Origin of the sequence: Halobacillus rhizosphaerae, from assembly GCF_046719735.1 — a bacterium.
GTDB lineage: Bacteria > Bacillota > Bacilli > Bacillales > Halobacillaceae > Halobacillus_B > Halobacillus_B rhizosphaerae.
Genome location: NZ_JAUTWQ010000006.1, coordinates 292,536 through 309,703 on the forward strand (window position 1 = coordinate 292,536; position 17,168 = coordinate 309,703).

Sequence of the window (17,168 nt, forward strand, 5' to 3'; positions counted from 1 at the left end):
CTTCCCTTTATCCCTGTAGTCTTTCTACTAGTTTACCTCATAATAGAAGGATAAAGTACTTCTTTCTTCTTCACGTTCATAAGTCCAAGCGGAGTGATTCTTATAAACGGAAGATGCATGGAAGACAAGAACAGCAAGGTATAAACGGGGTCTGTAAAAGAAAAACCAAAGGATTTCAAATGATTCTTCAGCTTCTCTTCCTCATCCATTAGCTCTTCCATAGGCAAGTCCGACATCACACCGCCTAAGGGCAGAGGAAGTTCAAAGATAATTTCCCCTTTATTCACCAGAACAATTCCACCGCCGAGCTTTTTCATACGGTCAAAAGCCTGTTTAATATCAGTTCGTGATTTGCCTAGCAAAATCAAATCTCCTGTATTCGAGTAAGAACTTACCAGTGCTCCTAAAGAGTTCGTGAATCCCTTCAACAAGGTATTGACTTTCCATTCTCCTTCACGATCCATCAGAGTAAGAAAAGCTTCGTTTAACTCATCAGGAAGCCTTTCTACTGAGGCCTCAATATCAATCGCGTAGGGCTTCATAATGACATCATTAACCATTTCCATTCCGATGGGCATGGAAAACTGCAAATCCTCATCCGAAATATCAAAATCCAGCTTTAATGCTGTAATGCCATTTTCTTCCCATTCAATTGTTGTGGGCTGATCGAGAATTTCCCCGTCTTTTTTCAGCCATTTCCCTTTAGCGAGCACGGAATGCGGGTCCGGGTTATCGGGACTGGACAACAAGTTTATATGGGCAACGCGGCCAGGGGCAATACTCCCGACACGATCCTCTACCCCAAAGTGGCGGGCTGACTGATAAGAAGCCATCATATAAGCATCAATGTCGGGAACACCTGCTTCAAGAGCAAGCTTAATGCAAGGGTTGATCAGTCCTTCACGATAAAAGCCAGGCGTAGAGCCATCTGTGGTGAACATCATATGATCAAATTGGGTATGATTTAATTCACGTAATCCTTGCAAAATTTCCGGAAGATCCGGACGTATAGATGAATAACGCAGACCGGTTTGATAACCAAGAGACAGCCGCCGGATCACTTCCTCTGCGTTCATCGATTCGTGTTCGGAGTCTATACCTAACAGCTTCATCTTCACGAGGGTTTTCTCCGAGGCTCCGGGCAAATGTCCTTCTAAAGGTTTTCGGGAGCGCTTCGTTTCCTGCATCCAGTGCAGCATTTGTTCATCGCCGCCGTATAACACATCTGGCCAAGCCGTGAGTTCTCCGCCTTGAATTACCGCATCATGCTCAATCCATGGAAGTACCTGCTCATCGAAGAAACGCTTATCATCTTCTCTAAGCACCGATTGCGCGTCAAAACGCGACCACCAATACATAGAAGCGGGAACATTCATAAATTCCTCCAGTAAAGAAAACGCTTTCCCTTTTTTTGTTAAAAAAAGCCACATAAGATTGTCGTTGATCAAGGATGTGGTTCCGGTCTTAGCTGCATATTCAGCTAAGCTGAGGGGATTATATAACTGAAATGGATGGGCGTGGGGCTCAATGTACCCAGGTACCACATAACTATCCTTTCCATCAATAACTTCTGTGCCTTCAAGATTATCGGGAAGCTCCTTACCTGTATAAATGATCCGGTCTTCATAAATCCAAATATGACCGGTAAGCCATTGTTTTAAATAAACGTTTAAATAAGTCGTTTGTTTAATTAACTTAGTTGGCGCTAACTTACCATCCATGACAGAGGTATGTTCACGCAGTTGACGATTACGCCAACGGAAGCGTTGTTCATTCACTGGGGCTGCCTCCCTTTAATTCATTATTTTCTATCGTAACACAGGGAAAGGAGGATATAGAAATGAAACCTAACATTGGAATTGTAAATGCTATGCTGAGGATTACCTGCGGACTTAGTATGCTTACTTTCTTAAAGATGCGTGCCGAAAAGAATCAAGGACATTCTTTTCACCCGTTCATGGTAGTCGCTGCCTCTATGAAGGTTGCGGAGGGCATCGTCCGATACTGTCCGTTAACAGCGGCTTATCAGGAATTGAAGCAGAGTGAAGAAGAACAATTTTAGTCTTCCTGCTAATTGTTTAAATGGTGATCCGGTGCAGACATTTACGAGAAATCAAAGTACCGAATGTCAATGAAAACTGCGTGGCAAAAGTATTCCAGGCATTATTAAATCCGAACGATGATGAAATGTTTGCAACATAATTCCATCTTCGTTCGGATTTTTATGTCCTACGTAGTAAAGATTTAGACGTTTCTGTTTTTAGCTCTCTCTCCACAGATGAACAAAGGAGGAGGTAACCATATTTACCCTCGCAGCGCAGGGCATACACGAAGACTTCTGCGGGAGGAAGGCATAGGTTTGACCCCGCAGTGCGAAAGCACGAGGAGGCAAACCAGCCGCCCGCGAAAAGCGGAGTGTATGTCCGGAGCGGTCATTCAAGATAAGACTCAGATCTTCCCTGAGTGTTCTAAATTAGTGTTTCAAATACCAGTCTCTTTCTCTAAGGGGCCAAATCGTCCTCTGCTTATGACTGACGAGAGCGGGAAGAAATTGCAGAAAGTCCAATATCTCTGCGGTAGAAAAAATCTTTGTTGCTGTCAAATACTTGCAGGTGATCATAAACGTCATCTAAAGCTTGGGAAAGCTCAGCAGCTTTGGCACCGGAAAGTAATACGCGTCCACCGCTGGAAATATAGGAATCTTCTTTCTTTTCGGTTCCTGCATGGACGGTAAACACTTGTGTCTGCTTTTTCCATACCGGAAGCGGGCGTCCTTTCTCATATCCCCCTGGATATCCATTCGAAGCCACAACCACTCCCGCACAAAAGCCTTTTTCCCAGGTCAGCTCAGGATTTTTTCCATCTAATACATCAAGAAAAACTTGCACAAGATCATTAGAAAGAAGCGGCAGGACCACTTGAGTTTCCGGATCTCCAAATCGAGCATTAAACTCAATGACTTTGGGTCCAAGGTCCGTTTGAATCAAGCCAGCATAAAGGATGCCAGTAAATGGGCGTCCTTCTTTTACCATCGCATCGGCAGTAGGCTGTAATATCGATTCTACAGCTGTTTGGTAAGAACCTTCCGGTAAATCCGGTACGGGAGCAAATGCCCCCATCCCTCCTGTATTCGGTCCTTTGTCGCCTTCGAAAGCCCGCTTATGGTCTTTCGCAGAAACCATTGGATAAACAGCGGAACCATTTACAAAGGCCATCAAGGAGAACTCTTCGCCTTCAAGAAATTCTTCGACCACAATTTCTTTACTTGCGCTGCCGAATTGTCCATTAATAAGCATATCTTCAGCAGCTTCCATCGCTTGTTCTGCTGTTTCTGCCACAACAACGCCCTTGCCTGCAGCGAGGCCGTCAGCTTTCACTACAATCGGAGCACCTTTCTCCTGAATGTATTGTTTAGCTTTCTCCGCATCTGTGAAGGCTGCATAATCAGCCGTGGGGATCTGATATTTCTGCATGATCTGTTTCGCAAAGTGCTTACTGCCTTCAATTAACGCAGCCTTTTTGGATGGTCCGAATACCTTTAATCCTGCTGATTGAAACGCGTCTGACAATCCATCAAGCAGCGGATTTTCTGGACCAATAATAGTAAGATCAATATCGTTTTCTTTTGCAAAAGCGACCAATTGCTCATGATCTGTTTCTTCAATCGGGACGCGCACTGCTTCCTCTTCCATGCCTGCATTGCCAGGTACGGCATAAATTTTTTCCGCCTGACTGCTTTTGGCAAGGGTTTGAATCAGGCTATGCTCTCTGCCTCCTCGGCCAATGACCATCAGTTTCATATAGATTCCCCTCCTTATTAGTGCTTAAAGTGGCGCATTTTCGTAAATACCATCGCAATGCCATGTTCATTGCAGGCATCAATGGAATCCTGATCACGCTTAGATCCACCTGGCTGGATAATAGCAGAGATGCCTGCTTGAGCGGCAGTCTCTACGGTGTCTGGCATAGGGAAGAAAGCATCGGAGGCAAGAATAGCTCCTTTTGCTTTTTCTCCGGCCTGCTCAAGGGCAATCTTAGCTGCTCCTACACGGTTCATTTGACCGGCACCCACTCCGAGTGTATGGTCAGATTTCGCTACCACAATTGCATTGGACTTCACATGCTTTACGACTTTCCATCCTAAGGCTAAGTCCTCAAGCTCCTGTTCCGTAGGTTCACGATCGGTTGCTACCTCAAGCTCTACATCCGAAAGAGATCCTTGGTCCGTATCCTGAACGAGCAGTCCGCCTTGCACACTCGTCAGCTTATGAGTTTGAGCTTCAGGTTTTTTCATCGTTACTTCAAGCAGTCGTAAGTTTTTCTTTTTCGTGAGAATATCCAGTGCTTCCTGGCTGAAGGATGGAGCGATAATGATTTCAAGGAAAATCTCTTTTAATTTGACGGCCGTTTCTTCGTCCACTTCACGATTTAATGCTACAATCCCGCCAAAGATCGACATAGGATCGCCTTCATAAGCTTTTTGATAGGCATCAGCGATCTTTTCGCCTGTTCCTACTCCACAAGGATTCATATGCTTCATGGCTACTGCAGCCGGCTGATCAAATTCAAGCACAACTTCAAGCGCAGCATTAGCGTCTTGAATGTTATTATAAGAAAGCTCTTTGCCATTCAGCTGTTTGGCATTCGCGAGCGATGCCCCCTCATAATTAGCTTTTTGATAGAAGGATGCTGTCTGATGAGGATTTTCTCCATAACGCAGGGATTGAACCTTTTCATACGTAACTGAATAGGTCTCAGGATACGTCTCTTCGGTAAGCGTAGAGAAATATTCTGCGATCATTGCATCATAGTTAGCGGTATGACGGAATACTTTCGCCGCCAGCTTCCGTCTCGCTTCATAGGAAAGCTCGCCAGCTTTCAGACCGGAAATAACGGAATCATAGTCAGATGGATCTACAACAACCGCCACATCCTGAAAACTTTTCGCAGCGGAACGAAGCATAGTAGGACCGCCGATATCAACGTTTTCAATAGCATCCGCTTCGGTGACATCAGGCTTAGCAATCGTTTCCTTAAAGGGATAAAGGTTGACCGCTACGAGATCAATCGTATGAATATCAAGCTCTTCAAGCTGCTTCATATGATCTTCATTCTTCCTTTTCGCAAGAAGACCTCCATGGACCGAGGGGTGAAGGGTCTTCACTCGTCCGTCCATAATTTCCGGGAATTCAGTAATCTCAGATATTGATAAAACAGGAATCCCTGCTTCTTCAATCGTCTTCTTAGTGCCTCCAGTTGAAACAAGTTCAAACCCCAGTTCAACAAGCTCTTTGGCAAAGCCTGCTAGACCATCTTTATTTGAAACGCTTAACAGTGCGCGCTTTTTTGTACTCATTTAGCATCCTCCTTGACCTGTAGTGACTGTATAACTCTCGGGTAAAGCTGATGTTCGATGGCTTGAATTTTCTTCTGCACATCCTCTTTCGTATCGCTGTCTTCGATCCGCATCGCTTCTTGATCGATAATAGGTCCCGTGTCCATGCCGTCATCTACAAAATGAACCGTGACTCCGGTAATCTTCACTTGCTTGTCAAACGCCTGTCCAATGGCATCTTTACCTGCAAAAGCTGGAAGGAGAGAGGGATGAATATTTATGATTCTATTCTCGTAAGGCTTAAGCAGCGTCGGCCCAATCAATCTCATATAGCCGGCAAGAATGATGTAATCAATTTCTCTTTCCTGACAGTCTTTCAGCAAAGCTTGTTCATAAGCAGCCTTATTTTCATACACTTTCGCATTAAAGACCACGGTATCAATATCTGCCCGTTGTGCTTTTTCTACCACAGGTGCCTCGATACGATCGCACACTAGCAGGGAAACTTCGGCATCGAGATCCCCTGCTTCAATGGCTTGAACGATAGCATCGAAGTTCGAGCCTGTCCCAGAAGCAAAAACCGCAAGTTTCATCATGACCACTGAATTCCTTCCTGCTCAGTGACGTAACCGATAACCCTTCCGTTCTCTTGAGCTTGTTTAAGGGCTTCAAGAGCAGCAGGGACATCCTTCTCTGAAACGACAAGAGCCATTCCAATTCCCATGTTAAAGGTACCCATCATATCTTCTTCAGGAATGCGGCCGTGATTCTTTAGAAATTCAAAGATCGCTGGCACTTCCCAGCTATTCTGATTCAGCTGGACGCCCATCCCTTCAGGCAGAGCTCTGGGAATATTTTCATAAAAACCGCCGCCAGTAATATGAGCCATTCCTTTAATCGTTACCGCTTGCTTCAACTGCTTAAGAGCTTCTACATAAATTTTCGTTGGTGTTAGAAGTTCTTCGCCCAGCGGTTTCGTTAATTCTGGATAGTGGTGGTGAAGATCCAGCTTATGCTCATCGACTATGCGGCGCACTAAGGAGAAGCCATTTGAATGAACCCCTGAGGATGCAAGACCAATGACTGCGTCTCCCGCTTTAATCGTTTCACCGGTAATCAGCTTTTCTTTATCTGCCATGCCTACGACAAATCCAGCTAAATCGTACTCTTCAAGGTCATACATGCCAGGCATTTCTGCCGTTTCACCGCCGATTAAGGCAGCTCCTGCCTGTTCACAGCCATCTGCAATCCCTTTGACGATTTGCTCAATTTTTGCCGGTTCGTTTTTTCCACAGGCAATATAATCTAAAAATAGTAACGGGTCGGCTCCCTGTGCAGCAATGTCATTCACACACATCGCCACCACGTCCTGACCGATAGTGTCATGCTTATCTAATTGAAAAGCCAGCTTCAGCTTCGTTCCTACCCCATCTGTTCCGGTGACCAGCACAGGATTCTGATAGGACATAGAGCTAATATCAAAGAGTCCTGCAAAAGCACCAAGGCCACCCATTACTTCCGGGCGCATCGTTCTTTCCACATGTTTTTTCATTCGATTGACGGCTTCGTATCCTGCTTCTACATTCACGCCAGCCTGTTTGTAGGATTCACTCATTGCCATTCCCTCATTTCTCTACGCCTTCTCATAGGGCGGGATCGTATTCGGATAAATCTCAGTAGGATAATTTCCGGTGAAACAAGCCATGCATCCACCGTGGTTTAAATCATCTTCCCCTTGATAAATCGCATCATTCAAGCCCTCTGGAGTAAGGTAAGCTAAACTGTCCGCTCCAATTTGTTCTTCTATTTCTTTCACAGAATTATTGGCTGCAATAAGTTCTCCGCTTGTCGAGGTGTCGATTCCATAATAGCAAGGATTCTGAATCGGCGGTGAAGCAATTCGAACATGCACTTCTTTCGCGCCGGCTTCCTTCAACAGTTGAACAATCCTCCGGCTTGTCGTTCCACGGACTATGGAATCATCGACCATCACCACACGCTTGCCTTCAACAATTCCTCGAACAGCAGACAGCTTCATTTTAACCCCTTGCTCGCGAAGTTCTTGGGAAGGCTGAATAAACGTTCGTCCGACATACCTATTTTTAATTAACCCTAATTCGTAAGGGAGGCCCGCCTGCTCGGCATAGCCGATTGCTGCAGAAATACTGGAGTCAGGAACACCGGTTACTACATCCGCTTCCACTGGAGCCTCTTTGGCTAATGATTTACCCATTCGTTTTCTAGAAGCGTGTACGTTTTTACCATCCAAATTGCTGTCAGGACGGGAAAAGTAAACGTATTCCATAGAACAAAGAGTCCGTTGAATCGGAGCAGAATAACGCTTAGATTTCACTCCATCATTATCGATAACGAGTAGTTCACCCGGGCGGATGTCTCGTTCGTAAGTAGCTCCAATGACATCGAAGGCGCAAGTTTCGGAGGAAACGACCCAGGAATCTCCTAAATAGCCAAGACTCAAGGGGCGCAGTCCTCTTGGATCATTAGCCACAAACATTTGGTCTTCTGTCATCATGAGGAATGCGTAAGCCCCTTTAACCATGGTTAAGGCATCCATAATAGCTTCATCAATCGGCAGATGCGGGGCACGTTTAATTAAATGGGCCACGACTTCTGTGTCAGAAGTTGTCTGCAGAATGCTGCCTTGTCCTTCAAGCTGATTCTTCAGCGCCTGGGCATTGACCAAATTGCCGTTATGAGCAAGGGCTAGACCTCCTGTTTGAGAACGGAACATCAGCGGCTGAATGTTTTCATAGCTGCCGTCTCCTGAAGTTGCGTAGCGAACATGACCAATGGACGAATGGCCAGTCATCCCATCCAAACGTTCCTGAGAGAATACTTCATTAATAAGTCCGTGACCCTTGGCAAGTTTCATATGCTCCCCGTCTGTCGTTACAATTCCGGCACCTTCCTGACCACGGTGCTGCAGGGCATGCAGCCCGTAATACGTCAGCTGTGCAGCTTCCGAATGACCCCATACACCAAATATCCCACATTCTTCATTTAAACCTTTGATTTCACCAAGCATGGAATAGCTCCTTTCCAAGTGTGCTTAAGCTTAGTTGTCTGCTCTTCCACGACGACTTGATTATTAGCGAAAACTTTGTACACACCATCTTCCGTGACTTTTCCGATCTCTACTGCTTCATCTATTACTGATTCAAACTGGTCTTGTTGTTCAGGCTTTACGGACACTAGGAATCTTGACTGGGTTTCAGCAAAGAGAGCAGCTGTCGCTTCTCCTGTAATCGTTACCTCACAGCCAAGCTCTTGATCAAATAAGCTTTCTGCAAGAGCCACGCCTAACCCGCCTTCTGCCAGGTCATGGGCTGATTGAACAAGTCCCTGCTGGATGGCTGAAAGCAGTTTATTTTGACGACTTGCTTCGACTTGCAGATCAATTGCGGGAGCCTTTCCAAAATGGCGATCTTCAAGCAATCCCTGCAATTCACTTCCGCCAAATTCCGGCTTCGTTTTCCCGATCAAATAAATGACATCGCCTGCCTGCTTCATTGCTGAGCGCGTAATATGCTCTGTTTTTTCCACAAGTCCAACCATGCCGACTACCGGAGTCGGATAAATGGCTTTTCCGCCAAAGGATTCATTATATAGAGAAACATTTCCGCTAATAACTGGCGTGCCTAGAGTGGTACAGGCTTCACTCATTCCTTCTACACTTTTCTCCATTTGCCAGAAGATTTCCGGATTTTCTGGAGAACCGAAGTTTAGTCCATCCGTAATTCCTAGTGGACGGCCGCCGGAACAAACGATATTGCGCGCAGCTTCCGCAACCGCAATCTGTCCGCCAACTTCTGGATCCAAATAGATATAACGAGAGTTACAGTCAGTCGTCATTGCAAGTGCCTTATCTGTTCCGCGAACCCGAAGTACCGCTGCATCTGACCCCGGGGTTACAACGGTATTCGTTTGCACCATAGAATCGTATTGATCATACACCCACTCCTTGCTGGCAATCGTTGGCTGCTTCAGCAAGTCATGAAGGGTTTGCTTATAATCTGCTACTCTTGGAATATAGTGATCTTGCTGCTGGAATTCCTCGTAATAAGCTGGAACTTTAGATGGCTGATGGTAAACCGGTGCATCTTCGGCCAACGAATCTACGGGGACATCCGCCACGATTTCGCCATGGTGCTGCAGAGTAAAGCGCTGATTATCTGTTACTTCCCCAACAGCCACGGCCTCCAAATCATACTTCTGGAACACTTGAGCGATTTCTTCTTCACGGCCTTTTTCAACAACAAGCAGCATCCGCTCCTGGGATTCAGACAGCATCATTTCATACGCGGTCATATTTGTTTCCCGCTGAGGAATTAAATCCATATTCATCAACATACCCGTGCCTGCTTTACTCGCCATTTCACTGGCTGATGAAGTCAGGCCAGCCGCTCCCATATCTTGAATGCCTACTAACGCGTCGTGATGAATCACATCCAGGCACGCCTCAATGAGCAGTTTTTCCATAAATGGATCTCCCACCTGCACAGAAGGACGCTTTTCTTCAGACGCTTCGGAAAGCTCTTCCGAAGCAAATGTAGCCCCGTGAATGCCGTCACGCCCAGTTTTAGCTCCTACATACATAACGGTGTTGCCAATTCCGGCTGCGATCCCTTTCTGAATATCTTTATGATCGATTAAACCGACACACATAGCGTTTACTAGCGGATTTCCGTTGTAAGCATTGTCAAATTGGACTTCGCCGCCAACAGTCGGTACACCGACGCAGTTCCCGTACCCTGCAATTCCACGGACAACCTCCTCGAACAAAAATTTCACGCGAGGCTGTTTAAGGGAACCAAACCGAAGCGAATTTAACAAGGCAATCGGCCGTGCCCCCATGGAAAATACGTCACGGAGAATTCCTCCGACGCCCGTTGCCGCTCCTTGGTAAGGTTCAACTGCGGAAGGGTGGTTATGGCTTTCGATTTTAAAGACAACTGCTTGATCGTCGCCTATATCGATAATCCCGGCTCCTTCTCCTGGTCCTTGCAGCACATGCTCGCCTTCCGTCGGAAACTTCCGCAGTAATGGCTTAGAATTTTTGTAACTGCAATGCTCAGACCACATGACCGAGAAAAGTCCGAGTTCTGTATAATTAGGTTTACGTCCAAGAATGTCTTTCACGGATTGGAACTCTTCGTCACTCAATCCCATTTCGCTGTATAAACGCTGGTCTTCAATTTGCTCTGGGGTGATCTCAAGCGTTGATGGCATGGTGATTCCTCCAATGTGTCAAAATAGACTGAAACAGGCGGAGCCCGTCATCATTTCCAATTAGTTGTTCGACCGCGCGTTCTGGGTGGGGCATCATACCAAGGACATTGCCTTGCTGATTCGTAATTCCAGCGATGTCTCCCACCGAACCATTTGGGTTATTTTTATAAGTGAAGACAATTTGTTTATGGTCTCGTAATTGTTGCAGCGTTTCATCATCACAGTAATAATTTCCATCACCATGGGCTATGGGAATATCGATCTCTTCTTTTACTTGATAGTGATTAGTAAATAACGTTTCTGCATTTTCAACGACTAAGGTTTCGTAGTGGCACATGAATTTCAAATGTTGATTCGAAAGCATCGCGCCTGGAAGCAGTCCCATTTCGAGTAACACCTGAAAGCCGTTGCAAACGCCTAATATCGGCTTGCCTGCTTTGTTTGCCTGTCTGATCTGTTCAATGACTGGCGCGGTAGAAGCGATGGCTCCTGAACGAAGGTAATCCCCGTACGAGAATCCTCCTGGCAATAGAATGGCATCGTAATCAGCAAGATCGGCTTCTTGGTACCAAACAAGGTCCGCTTCTTCCCCTAAAGCTTCCTTTGCCGCAAAATACATGTCTCGATCACAGTTCGAGCCTGGAAAAACAACGACGGCAAATTTCACTTAAACGACCTCCTCAATAGTATAGGAATAGTTTTCGATTACAGGGTTAGCGAGCAGCTGGTCACACATTTTATCTACCTGGGTTTCGATATCCTTTGTATCTTCCATCATGACTTCCATATACTTACCTACGCGCACCTCTCCAACGTTCTTATACTCCAGTGAGTGAAGAGAGTTTTGAACTGCTTTTCCCTGAGGGTCAAGGACGCCTTCTTTCAACGTGATGTAAATCTTTACTTTGCGCATGTGTGTTCCTCCAGTCGTTGTAATATCGTTTCGTAAACAGAGATCAAATCTCCAATATTTTCTCTAAACACATCTTTGTCCATCTTTTCTCCAGTCGTTATATCCCACAAACGGCACGTATCAGGTGAGATCTCATCAGCAAGGACGATCGTTCCGTCTTGCAGGCGTCCAAATTCCAGTTTAAAATCGACTAGTTGTAATTCGACTTGTTTGAACAGTTCGATCAACTGTTCATTGACTTGCAACGCCATTTGTTTAATCGAGTCCAGATCTTCTTCTGAGATTCCTGTCAGGTGATAGGCATGAGCATCATTAATCAACGGATCATCTAAGTCATCATCTTTATAAAAGAGTTCAAGGAGCGGAGGGGTGAAGATTTCTTTTTCTTTAATACCGAGCCGCCTGGTAATGCTGCCCGCTGCTACATTTCTTACGACCACTTCCAGAGGAACAATATCCGTCTTAGCCACAAGCTGCTCTGTATCATTAAGTTCTTCAATAAAATGAGAGGAAATACCATTTTGTTTTAAATACTGAAAGACTTTCGAGGTAATCAGATTGTTGAGGCGCCCTTTGCCCTCAAATTGATCCTTCTTTTTCCCGTTAAATGCCGTAGCATCATTCTTATAAGATAAAATCAATTGATCAGGATGATCGTTGACATGATATACTTTCTTCGCTTTACCTTCATAAAGAAGAGAACCTTTCATTATAAACACCTCACTAGGAAATATACGGATGATCCAGCCTGACCGGACCATCCGGAGTGGAAATTTTTATAAGCCGATACGATCGAATATCCGGTCTACGTTCTTCAAGTGATGCTTGTAATCGAAACAGGCGTTGATTTGTTCAGCAGACAATGTAGAAGTAATGCGTTCATCCGCTTCAATCAAGTCACGGAAAGGAACTCCACGTTCCCAGGATTCCATAGCCTTAGGCTGTACAAGGTCATACGCTTCTTCACGAACAAATCCTTCGTCGATTAAAGTGAGAAGGACACGCTGAGAGAAAATGAGTCCGTAAGTTTTTTCCATATTTTCCTGCATGCGTTCTGGAAAGACAGTAAGATTCTTTACGATATTCCCAAAACGATTCAGCATATAGTTCACAGCAATCGTAGCATCAGGCAGAATGACGCGTTCGGCTGAGGAGTGAGAAATATCGCGTTCATGCCAGAGCGGTACATTTTCAAAAGCGGTAAGCATTTCACCACGAAGTACACGGGCCATTCCAGTCATATTCTCAGAACCAATGGGATTCCGCTTATGAGGCATCGCGGATGAGCCTTTCTGACCTTTAGCAAAGAATTCTTCTACTTCGCGAGTTTCTGTTTTTTGCAGGCCGCGAATTTCGACGGCGATTTTTTCAATCGATGCTGCGATCAGCGCAAGGGTTGAAACGTAATGAGCATGGCGATCCCGCTGCAGTGTTTGAGTAGATACTGGAGCAGGCTGAAGCCCAAGCTTTTCACATACGTACTCTTCTACGAAGGGATCAATATTGGCGTACGTACCAACGGCTCCTGAAAGCTTACCGACTTCGATGTGTTGAATAGCTAGATCGAGACGCTCAAGATTCCGCTTCATTTCTTCATAATAGAGAGCAAGCTTCAAACCAAACGTGGTCGGCTCAGCATGGACACCATGAGTACGTCCCATCATAACCGTATGTTTATGCTCACGTGCTTTATCAGCTAGAATATCAATAAAGCTGACGAGGTCTTTACGAATAATGGTATTGGCTTGCTTTAACTGATAAGAAAGCGCCGTGTCTACTACATCTGTAGACGTTAAACCATAATGGACCCATTTACGTTCTTCTCCTACTGTTTCCGAAACGGCGCGGGTAAAGGCAACGACGTCATGACGGGTTTCTGCTTCAATTTCGTGAATCCGTTCAATGTTGAAGGATGCCTTTTCCCGAAGCTTCTCTACATCTCCTTTAGGAATGACGCCGAGTTCGCTCCATGCTTCACAGGCTAAGATTTCTACTTCGAGCCATGCTTGATATCGGTTTTCTTCTGTCCAAATAGCTCCCATTTCGGGCCTTGTATAACGTTCAATCATTGTTTTCCTCCTTAATCAATTACCATAAGTGAATTTGAGCTTCTTCTATTATTTGATCAATTTCTTCTAAATCGCTGCCAATGATTGTTACATGACCCATTTTGCGATTCGCTCTGACTTCTTTCTTTCCATAGTCATGAAGATGAAGGCCTTGATAGTATTCGAGTTTATCAATTAGTATATTTCTGTGTTTGCCAAGGACGTTCACCATAACAGCGGCTGGAAAAGTATGAATCGTGATCAGCGGCAGTCCGCAAATCGCCCGAATGTGCTGCTCAAACTGAGAAACATTGCACGCCTCGATGGTAAAATGCCCGGAATTATGCGGTCTAGGCGCCATTTCATTAATATAGATCTCTTCCCCACGGACAAACATTTCGACGGCGAAGGTACCCACAATATCCATCGATTCGGACACTGCTTTCACAGCTTCCTGCGCTTTTTCAGTAATGATCCCGTTCACAGTCGCCGGTACTCTTGTTTCGTGCAGAATATGGTTCTTATGAATATTCTCAGCTACAGGGAAATAAGTAATCTTCCCGTCTTGTCCTCTTGTAAAGACTTGAGAAATTTCTAAATCAAAAGCAAGCCACTGCTCGACGATGTAAGTTCCACCGTTTCTAATGAAGGAGTCAGCTTTATTCAAGCTTTCTTCGTCATCCAGCTTCCATTGACCTTTCCCGTCATAACCTCCGCTGATCGTTTTCACAACCGCGGGATAACCGATCCTTTCTAGAGCATCTGTCAGTTCTTCAACGGTAGTGATAATTTCATAGTCCGGAACACTGAGCCCGGCAGCCACCGCCACTTGTTTCTCTTTTTCTCTATTTTGAGTAACTTCCAGCGAATAGGCACCTTGAGGAAGCTTCTCGTTTTCTTCAAACAACCGCGCTACCTCAAGATCTACATTTTCAAATTCGTAGGTAATGACATCACTGATTTCACTCAATTGCTCTGCCGCTTCGACATCGTCAAAAGCTGCTTGAATATGGGTATCGGCGACTTGAGCGCAAGGACAATCTTCTGTCGGATCAAGAACAGCAACACGGTAGCCCATATGTTTGGCTGCGACCGCCATCATTCTTCCTAATTGACCGCCACCTAAGATTCCGATCGTTCCTCCTGGTCGTACCACTTTATGATTCACTCAAATCGCTCCTCATTCCTTCGACTTTATCTTTCATTTCCAATCGATAGTTTTCAAGTCTTCCAGCTATTTCTTCATTAAAGGCACCTAGCATTTCTGCTGCCAGTATGCCAGCATTCTTTGCCCCTGATGAACCGATCGCTACGGTCGCAACAGGTACGCCGCCTGGCATTTGAACGATGGATAATAAAGAATCCAACCCCTGAAGGGCCTTTGACTGGACAGGCACTCCAATAACCGGCAGGGTGGTTTTCGCAGCTACCATTCCCGGCAAGTGTGCAGCACCTCCGGCTCCAGCGATAATCACCTTTAATCCTTTAGAACGAGCGGTATCTGCATAGTCCAGCATATCTTCCGGTGTCCGATGTGCAGATATGATTTCTTTCTCGTAAGTAATCCCCAGTTCATCCAGCACTTCGCAGGCATGCTTCATCGTTTCCCAATCGGAAATGCTTCCCATAATCACACCAACTTCAGCCATTCTACCCCTCTTTTCCACAATAAATGAGTCTTCCGATTAATACTGTACATCATCTATGAGACAAATCCCCACTAAAAAAGCCTGCTCATCTCCCTCTACTATGTGAGAGGAGATAAACAGGCAGACGTATGTCCTGTAACGTATCATGTCAGATGCGCAGTCTCCCCTCATAGTCCGAAAATTAATGGTTCCCGGGTAGAAACGAACGGGCCATATTCCCGTCTTATATGAGGTATCCTTATGCAATTTCTGACTTTATCATATCAAGTTTAACGGAGGTGTGTCAACGCAAATGACGAACGTTATTTTTTTAAAAAGAAAAGAATGTTCGTGTTTACTGTTTTACAGCTTGAAAAACAATTGTCCTGCCTATGGGTTCAAGTGTTTTTTCCCCATTAGTCTCGACTTCACGAAAAATCGGTTCTTCTGCACGCCGGACAGGAACGTAGCCTTCCTTCTTCATCCGTTCCAGGCACTGATCAATCGACTCTTTCTCACCCACTTCAAAGCGCTTCTTGTTTTCCTTCTTCTTGGGCATGTTGAATCTTTCCTCTCTTTACTTGTTTAGCCCAGAAACCCCCTTGAATCTGTTTAGGTTCATAGGCGACGATAAAGGCTTTCGGATCAATATATCGGATCGTTTCATATAATTTTAACTCATACTTCCTCGGAGTCAAAATCTGCATCGCCAGCCGGTCCCCTTCCATGCCGTACGCGTACCAGCTGGTGACCCCATATCCTTGATCGCGGAGCCGCCGGGTAAATTCGATGTCTGGATCAGATGAAATGACGTTCACGGTAATATAGCCAAGTGCCAGTTTTTCTTCAATTTTCATCCCCACGATTACGCCGGTCCCATATCCCACCGCGTAAGCGATCAAGTTCTGGATCTGGTCAAGGTTATCAAGGACTAAGCCAAGCCCAACAATATAAATGATAATTTCAACCACACTAATAAGAGCAGCAATATAACGCCTGCCTTTTAAAGTAAAAATCATTCTCAAAGTAAAAAAGGACACGTACACAATGTTGACTCCGAAAATAATCAACATCATAAATAGGGCATTATCAGACATGCAGAAAGCCTCCCCATGAAGAATATATTGTGAACAATCGGCTGATCACTGGCCTAACCAGGACATTCACCTAGAAGTTCAATTATGCATACACTATATACCATCCGTTCTTACGGACACAATACATTTTCAACGCAATTTCTGACAAAATTAGGGAGATGATCATATGAATCAATTTGGCGATTGGAAATCAAACTTAGATCGGTTCTTCGGGAACGATTTCTGGGGTGAATTTGAAGGAATGATGAAGCCGGCCATCCCGCAATTGAACTTATATCAATATGAAGATGAACTTGTATGCATCGCCAACCTGCCAGGAATGGATCACCCAAAAAACGTCGATGTCTTTGTTGACCACACTACCCTGACTCTTAAAGGAAAAATTGAAATTAACCAGAGGGGCGGACGCCTGCTTAAAAATGAAATCGCCAACGGCTCATTCGAACGAACCATTGACCTCCCCTTCCCCGTAAAAAGTGACAAAATTGACGCCAGCTATAAACACGGACTGCTCATCGTCCAACTCCACCGCCACGTCTCAGAACCCAACCGAGAAAAATCCGTACACGTCCGATACCTTGAAGAATAGAACAAAAGCGGAAGCGCCCGGGGAGCCCCGACAAGCATAAGACAAGCGGCGGAGGGGAGCGCTCTTCCTCCCCGCAGGCGATTGACTTATGACCTCGAGGGGCTGGGCGCTGCAGCTGGATAACCTAAAGCGGAGAGGAGCGGTTAGATCCCCCTCTTGCAGCCGCTTGCTTAGAACCGTGCGGATCTGCGACTCGCAACTGGATGAAACAAAAGCAGAAGCGCCTTGGGATGCTGCGACTTGCATAAGCAAAACTATACCGTGGCGCTGAATAGGATTGCTTATGTCACGAGCAGCTAGTAGGCGCT

17 protein-coding genes and 1 riboswitch are annotated in these 17,168 nt (G+C 45.4%); of the genes, 2 read left to right on the forward strand and 15 right to left on the reverse strand.

All coding sequences use genetic code 11. The features are described 5' to 3' along the window. Positions 1-32: 32 nt before the first annotated feature. Positions 33-1,778, reverse strand: a complete 1,746-nt coding sequence (locus tag Q7A53_RS09205; RefSeq protein WP_411788853.1) for an adenine deaminase C-terminal domain-containing protein — start codon at positions 1,776-1,778, stop codon at positions 33-35. A gap of 62 nt (positions 1,779-1,840) precedes the next feature. On the opposite strand from Q7A53_RS09205, the gene Q7A53_RS09210 reads away from it, so the two are divergent. Beyond that, positions 1,841-2,062: a YgaP family membrane protein gene (locus tag Q7A53_RS09210; RefSeq protein WP_411788854.1), complete on the forward strand. Its 222-nt coding sequence runs from the start codon at positions 1,841-1,843 to the stop codon at positions 2,060-2,062. Positions 2,063-2,525: 463 nt separating this feature from the next. Here the strand turns inward: Q7A53_RS09210 and purD are convergent, their stop codons facing one another. The 14 genes from purD to Q7A53_RS09280 all read right to left on the reverse strand — a co-directional run bounded on the left by purD (position 2,526) and on the right by Q7A53_RS09280 (position 16,271). Beyond that, positions 2,526-3,800 carry a phosphoribosylamine--glycine ligase gene (purD, locus tag Q7A53_RS09215; protein WP_411788855.1) on the reverse strand — a complete coding sequence of 425 codons (1,275 nt, stop codon included), beginning with the start codon at positions 3,798-3,800 and terminating at the stop codon, positions 2,526-2,528. Positions 3,801-3,817: 17 nt separating this feature from the next. After that, on the reverse strand, positions 3,818-5,356 hold the full coding sequence (purH, locus tag Q7A53_RS09220; RefSeq protein ID WP_411788856.1) for a bifunctional phosphoribosylaminoimidazolecarboxamide formyltransferase/IMP cyclohydrolase: 1,539 nt from the start codon (positions 5,354-5,356) through the stop codon (positions 3,818-3,820). Continuing rightward, positions 5,353-5,931 carry a phosphoribosylglycinamide formyltransferase gene (gene purN / locus Q7A53_RS09225; protein WP_411788951.1) on the reverse strand — a complete coding sequence of 193 codons (579 nt, stop codon included), beginning with the start codon at positions 5,929-5,931 and terminating at the stop codon, positions 5,353-5,355. Before purN ends, purH begins: the two co-directional genes overlap by 4 nt. Beyond that, entirely contained in the window at positions 5,928-6,950 is a 1,023-nt protein-coding gene (gene purM / locus Q7A53_RS09230) for a phosphoribosylformylglycinamidine cyclo-ligase (RefSeq protein WP_411788857.1), read from the reverse strand. The genes purN and purM overlap by 4 nt, the downstream gene beginning before the upstream one ends. 18 nt (positions 6,951-6,968) lie before the next feature. Then, the gene (purF, locus tag Q7A53_RS09235; RefSeq protein ID WP_411788858.1) at positions 6,969-8,381 is read right to left on the reverse strand and encodes an amidophosphoribosyltransferase; all 1,413 of its coding nucleotides are present in this window, start codon (positions 8,379-8,381) and stop codon (positions 6,969-6,971) included. Next, a complete protein-coding gene (gene purL / locus Q7A53_RS09240) occupies positions 8,357-10,585 on the reverse strand; it encodes a phosphoribosylformylglycinamidine synthase subunit PurL (protein ID WP_411788859.1) in 2,229 nt (742 codons plus the stop codon). The genes purF and purL overlap by 25 nt, the downstream gene beginning before the upstream one ends. Continuing rightward, positions 10,569-11,252 (reverse strand): phosphoribosylformylglycinamidine synthase subunit PurQ, encoded by a 684-nt coding sequence (gene purQ, locus Q7A53_RS09245; RefSeq protein ID WP_411788860.1) that lies wholly within the window; start codon positions 11,250-11,252, stop codon positions 10,569-10,571. Before purQ ends, purL begins: the two co-directional genes overlap by 17 nt. After that, positions 11,253-11,498, reverse strand: a complete 246-nt coding sequence (gene purS / locus Q7A53_RS09250; protein WP_411788861.1) for a phosphoribosylformylglycinamidine synthase subunit PurS — start codon at positions 11,496-11,498, stop codon at positions 11,253-11,255. It abuts the gene before it with no gap. Next, positions 11,486-12,208 (reverse strand): phosphoribosylaminoimidazolesuccinocarboxamide synthase, encoded by a 723-nt coding sequence (purC, locus tag Q7A53_RS09255; RefSeq protein WP_411788862.1) that lies wholly within the window; start codon positions 12,206-12,208, stop codon positions 11,486-11,488. Before purC ends, purS begins: the two co-directional genes overlap by 13 nt. A gap of 66 nt (positions 12,209-12,274) precedes the next feature. Further along, positions 12,275-13,567 carry an adenylosuccinate lyase gene (gene purB, locus Q7A53_RS09260; RefSeq protein WP_411788863.1) on the reverse strand — a complete coding sequence of 431 codons (1,293 nt, stop codon included), beginning with the start codon at positions 13,565-13,567 and terminating at the stop codon, positions 12,275-12,277. Positions 13,568-13,586: 19 nt separating this feature from the next. After that, positions 13,587-14,714: a 5-(carboxyamino)imidazole ribonucleotide synthase gene (gene purK, locus Q7A53_RS09265; protein WP_411788864.1), complete on the reverse strand. Its 1,128-nt coding sequence runs from the start codon at positions 14,712-14,714 to the stop codon at positions 13,587-13,589. Further along, the gene (purE, locus tag Q7A53_RS09270) at positions 14,704-15,195 is read right to left on the reverse strand and encodes a 5-(carboxyamino)imidazole ribonucleotide mutase (protein ID WP_411788865.1); all 492 of its coding nucleotides are present in this window, start codon (positions 15,193-15,195) and stop codon (positions 14,704-14,706) included. The genes purK and purE overlap by 11 nt, the downstream gene beginning before the upstream one ends. Before the next feature lie 150 nt (positions 15,196-15,345). Then, positions 15,346-15,446: riboswitch (purine riboswitch) on the reverse strand. 83 nt (positions 15,447-15,529) lie between these two features. Further along, complete coding sequence (locus tag Q7A53_RS09275) at positions 15,530-15,733, reverse strand: NETI motif-containing protein (RefSeq protein ID WP_411788866.1); 204 nt, start codon at positions 15,731-15,733, stop codon at positions 15,530-15,532. Then, complete coding sequence (locus Q7A53_RS09280) at positions 15,699-16,271, reverse strand: DUF2179 domain-containing protein (RefSeq protein WP_411788867.1); 573 nt, start codon at positions 16,269-16,271, stop codon at positions 15,699-15,701. The genes Q7A53_RS09275 and Q7A53_RS09280 overlap by 35 nt, the downstream gene beginning before the upstream one ends. Before the next feature lie 166 nt (positions 16,272-16,437). On the opposite strand from Q7A53_RS09280, the gene Q7A53_RS09285 reads away from it, so the two are divergent. After that, positions 16,438-16,860, forward strand: a complete 423-nt coding sequence (locus Q7A53_RS09285) for an Hsp20/alpha crystallin family protein (protein ID WP_411788868.1) — start codon at positions 16,438-16,440, stop codon at positions 16,858-16,860. The last annotated feature ends 308 nt before the right edge of the window (positions 16,861-17,168 follow it).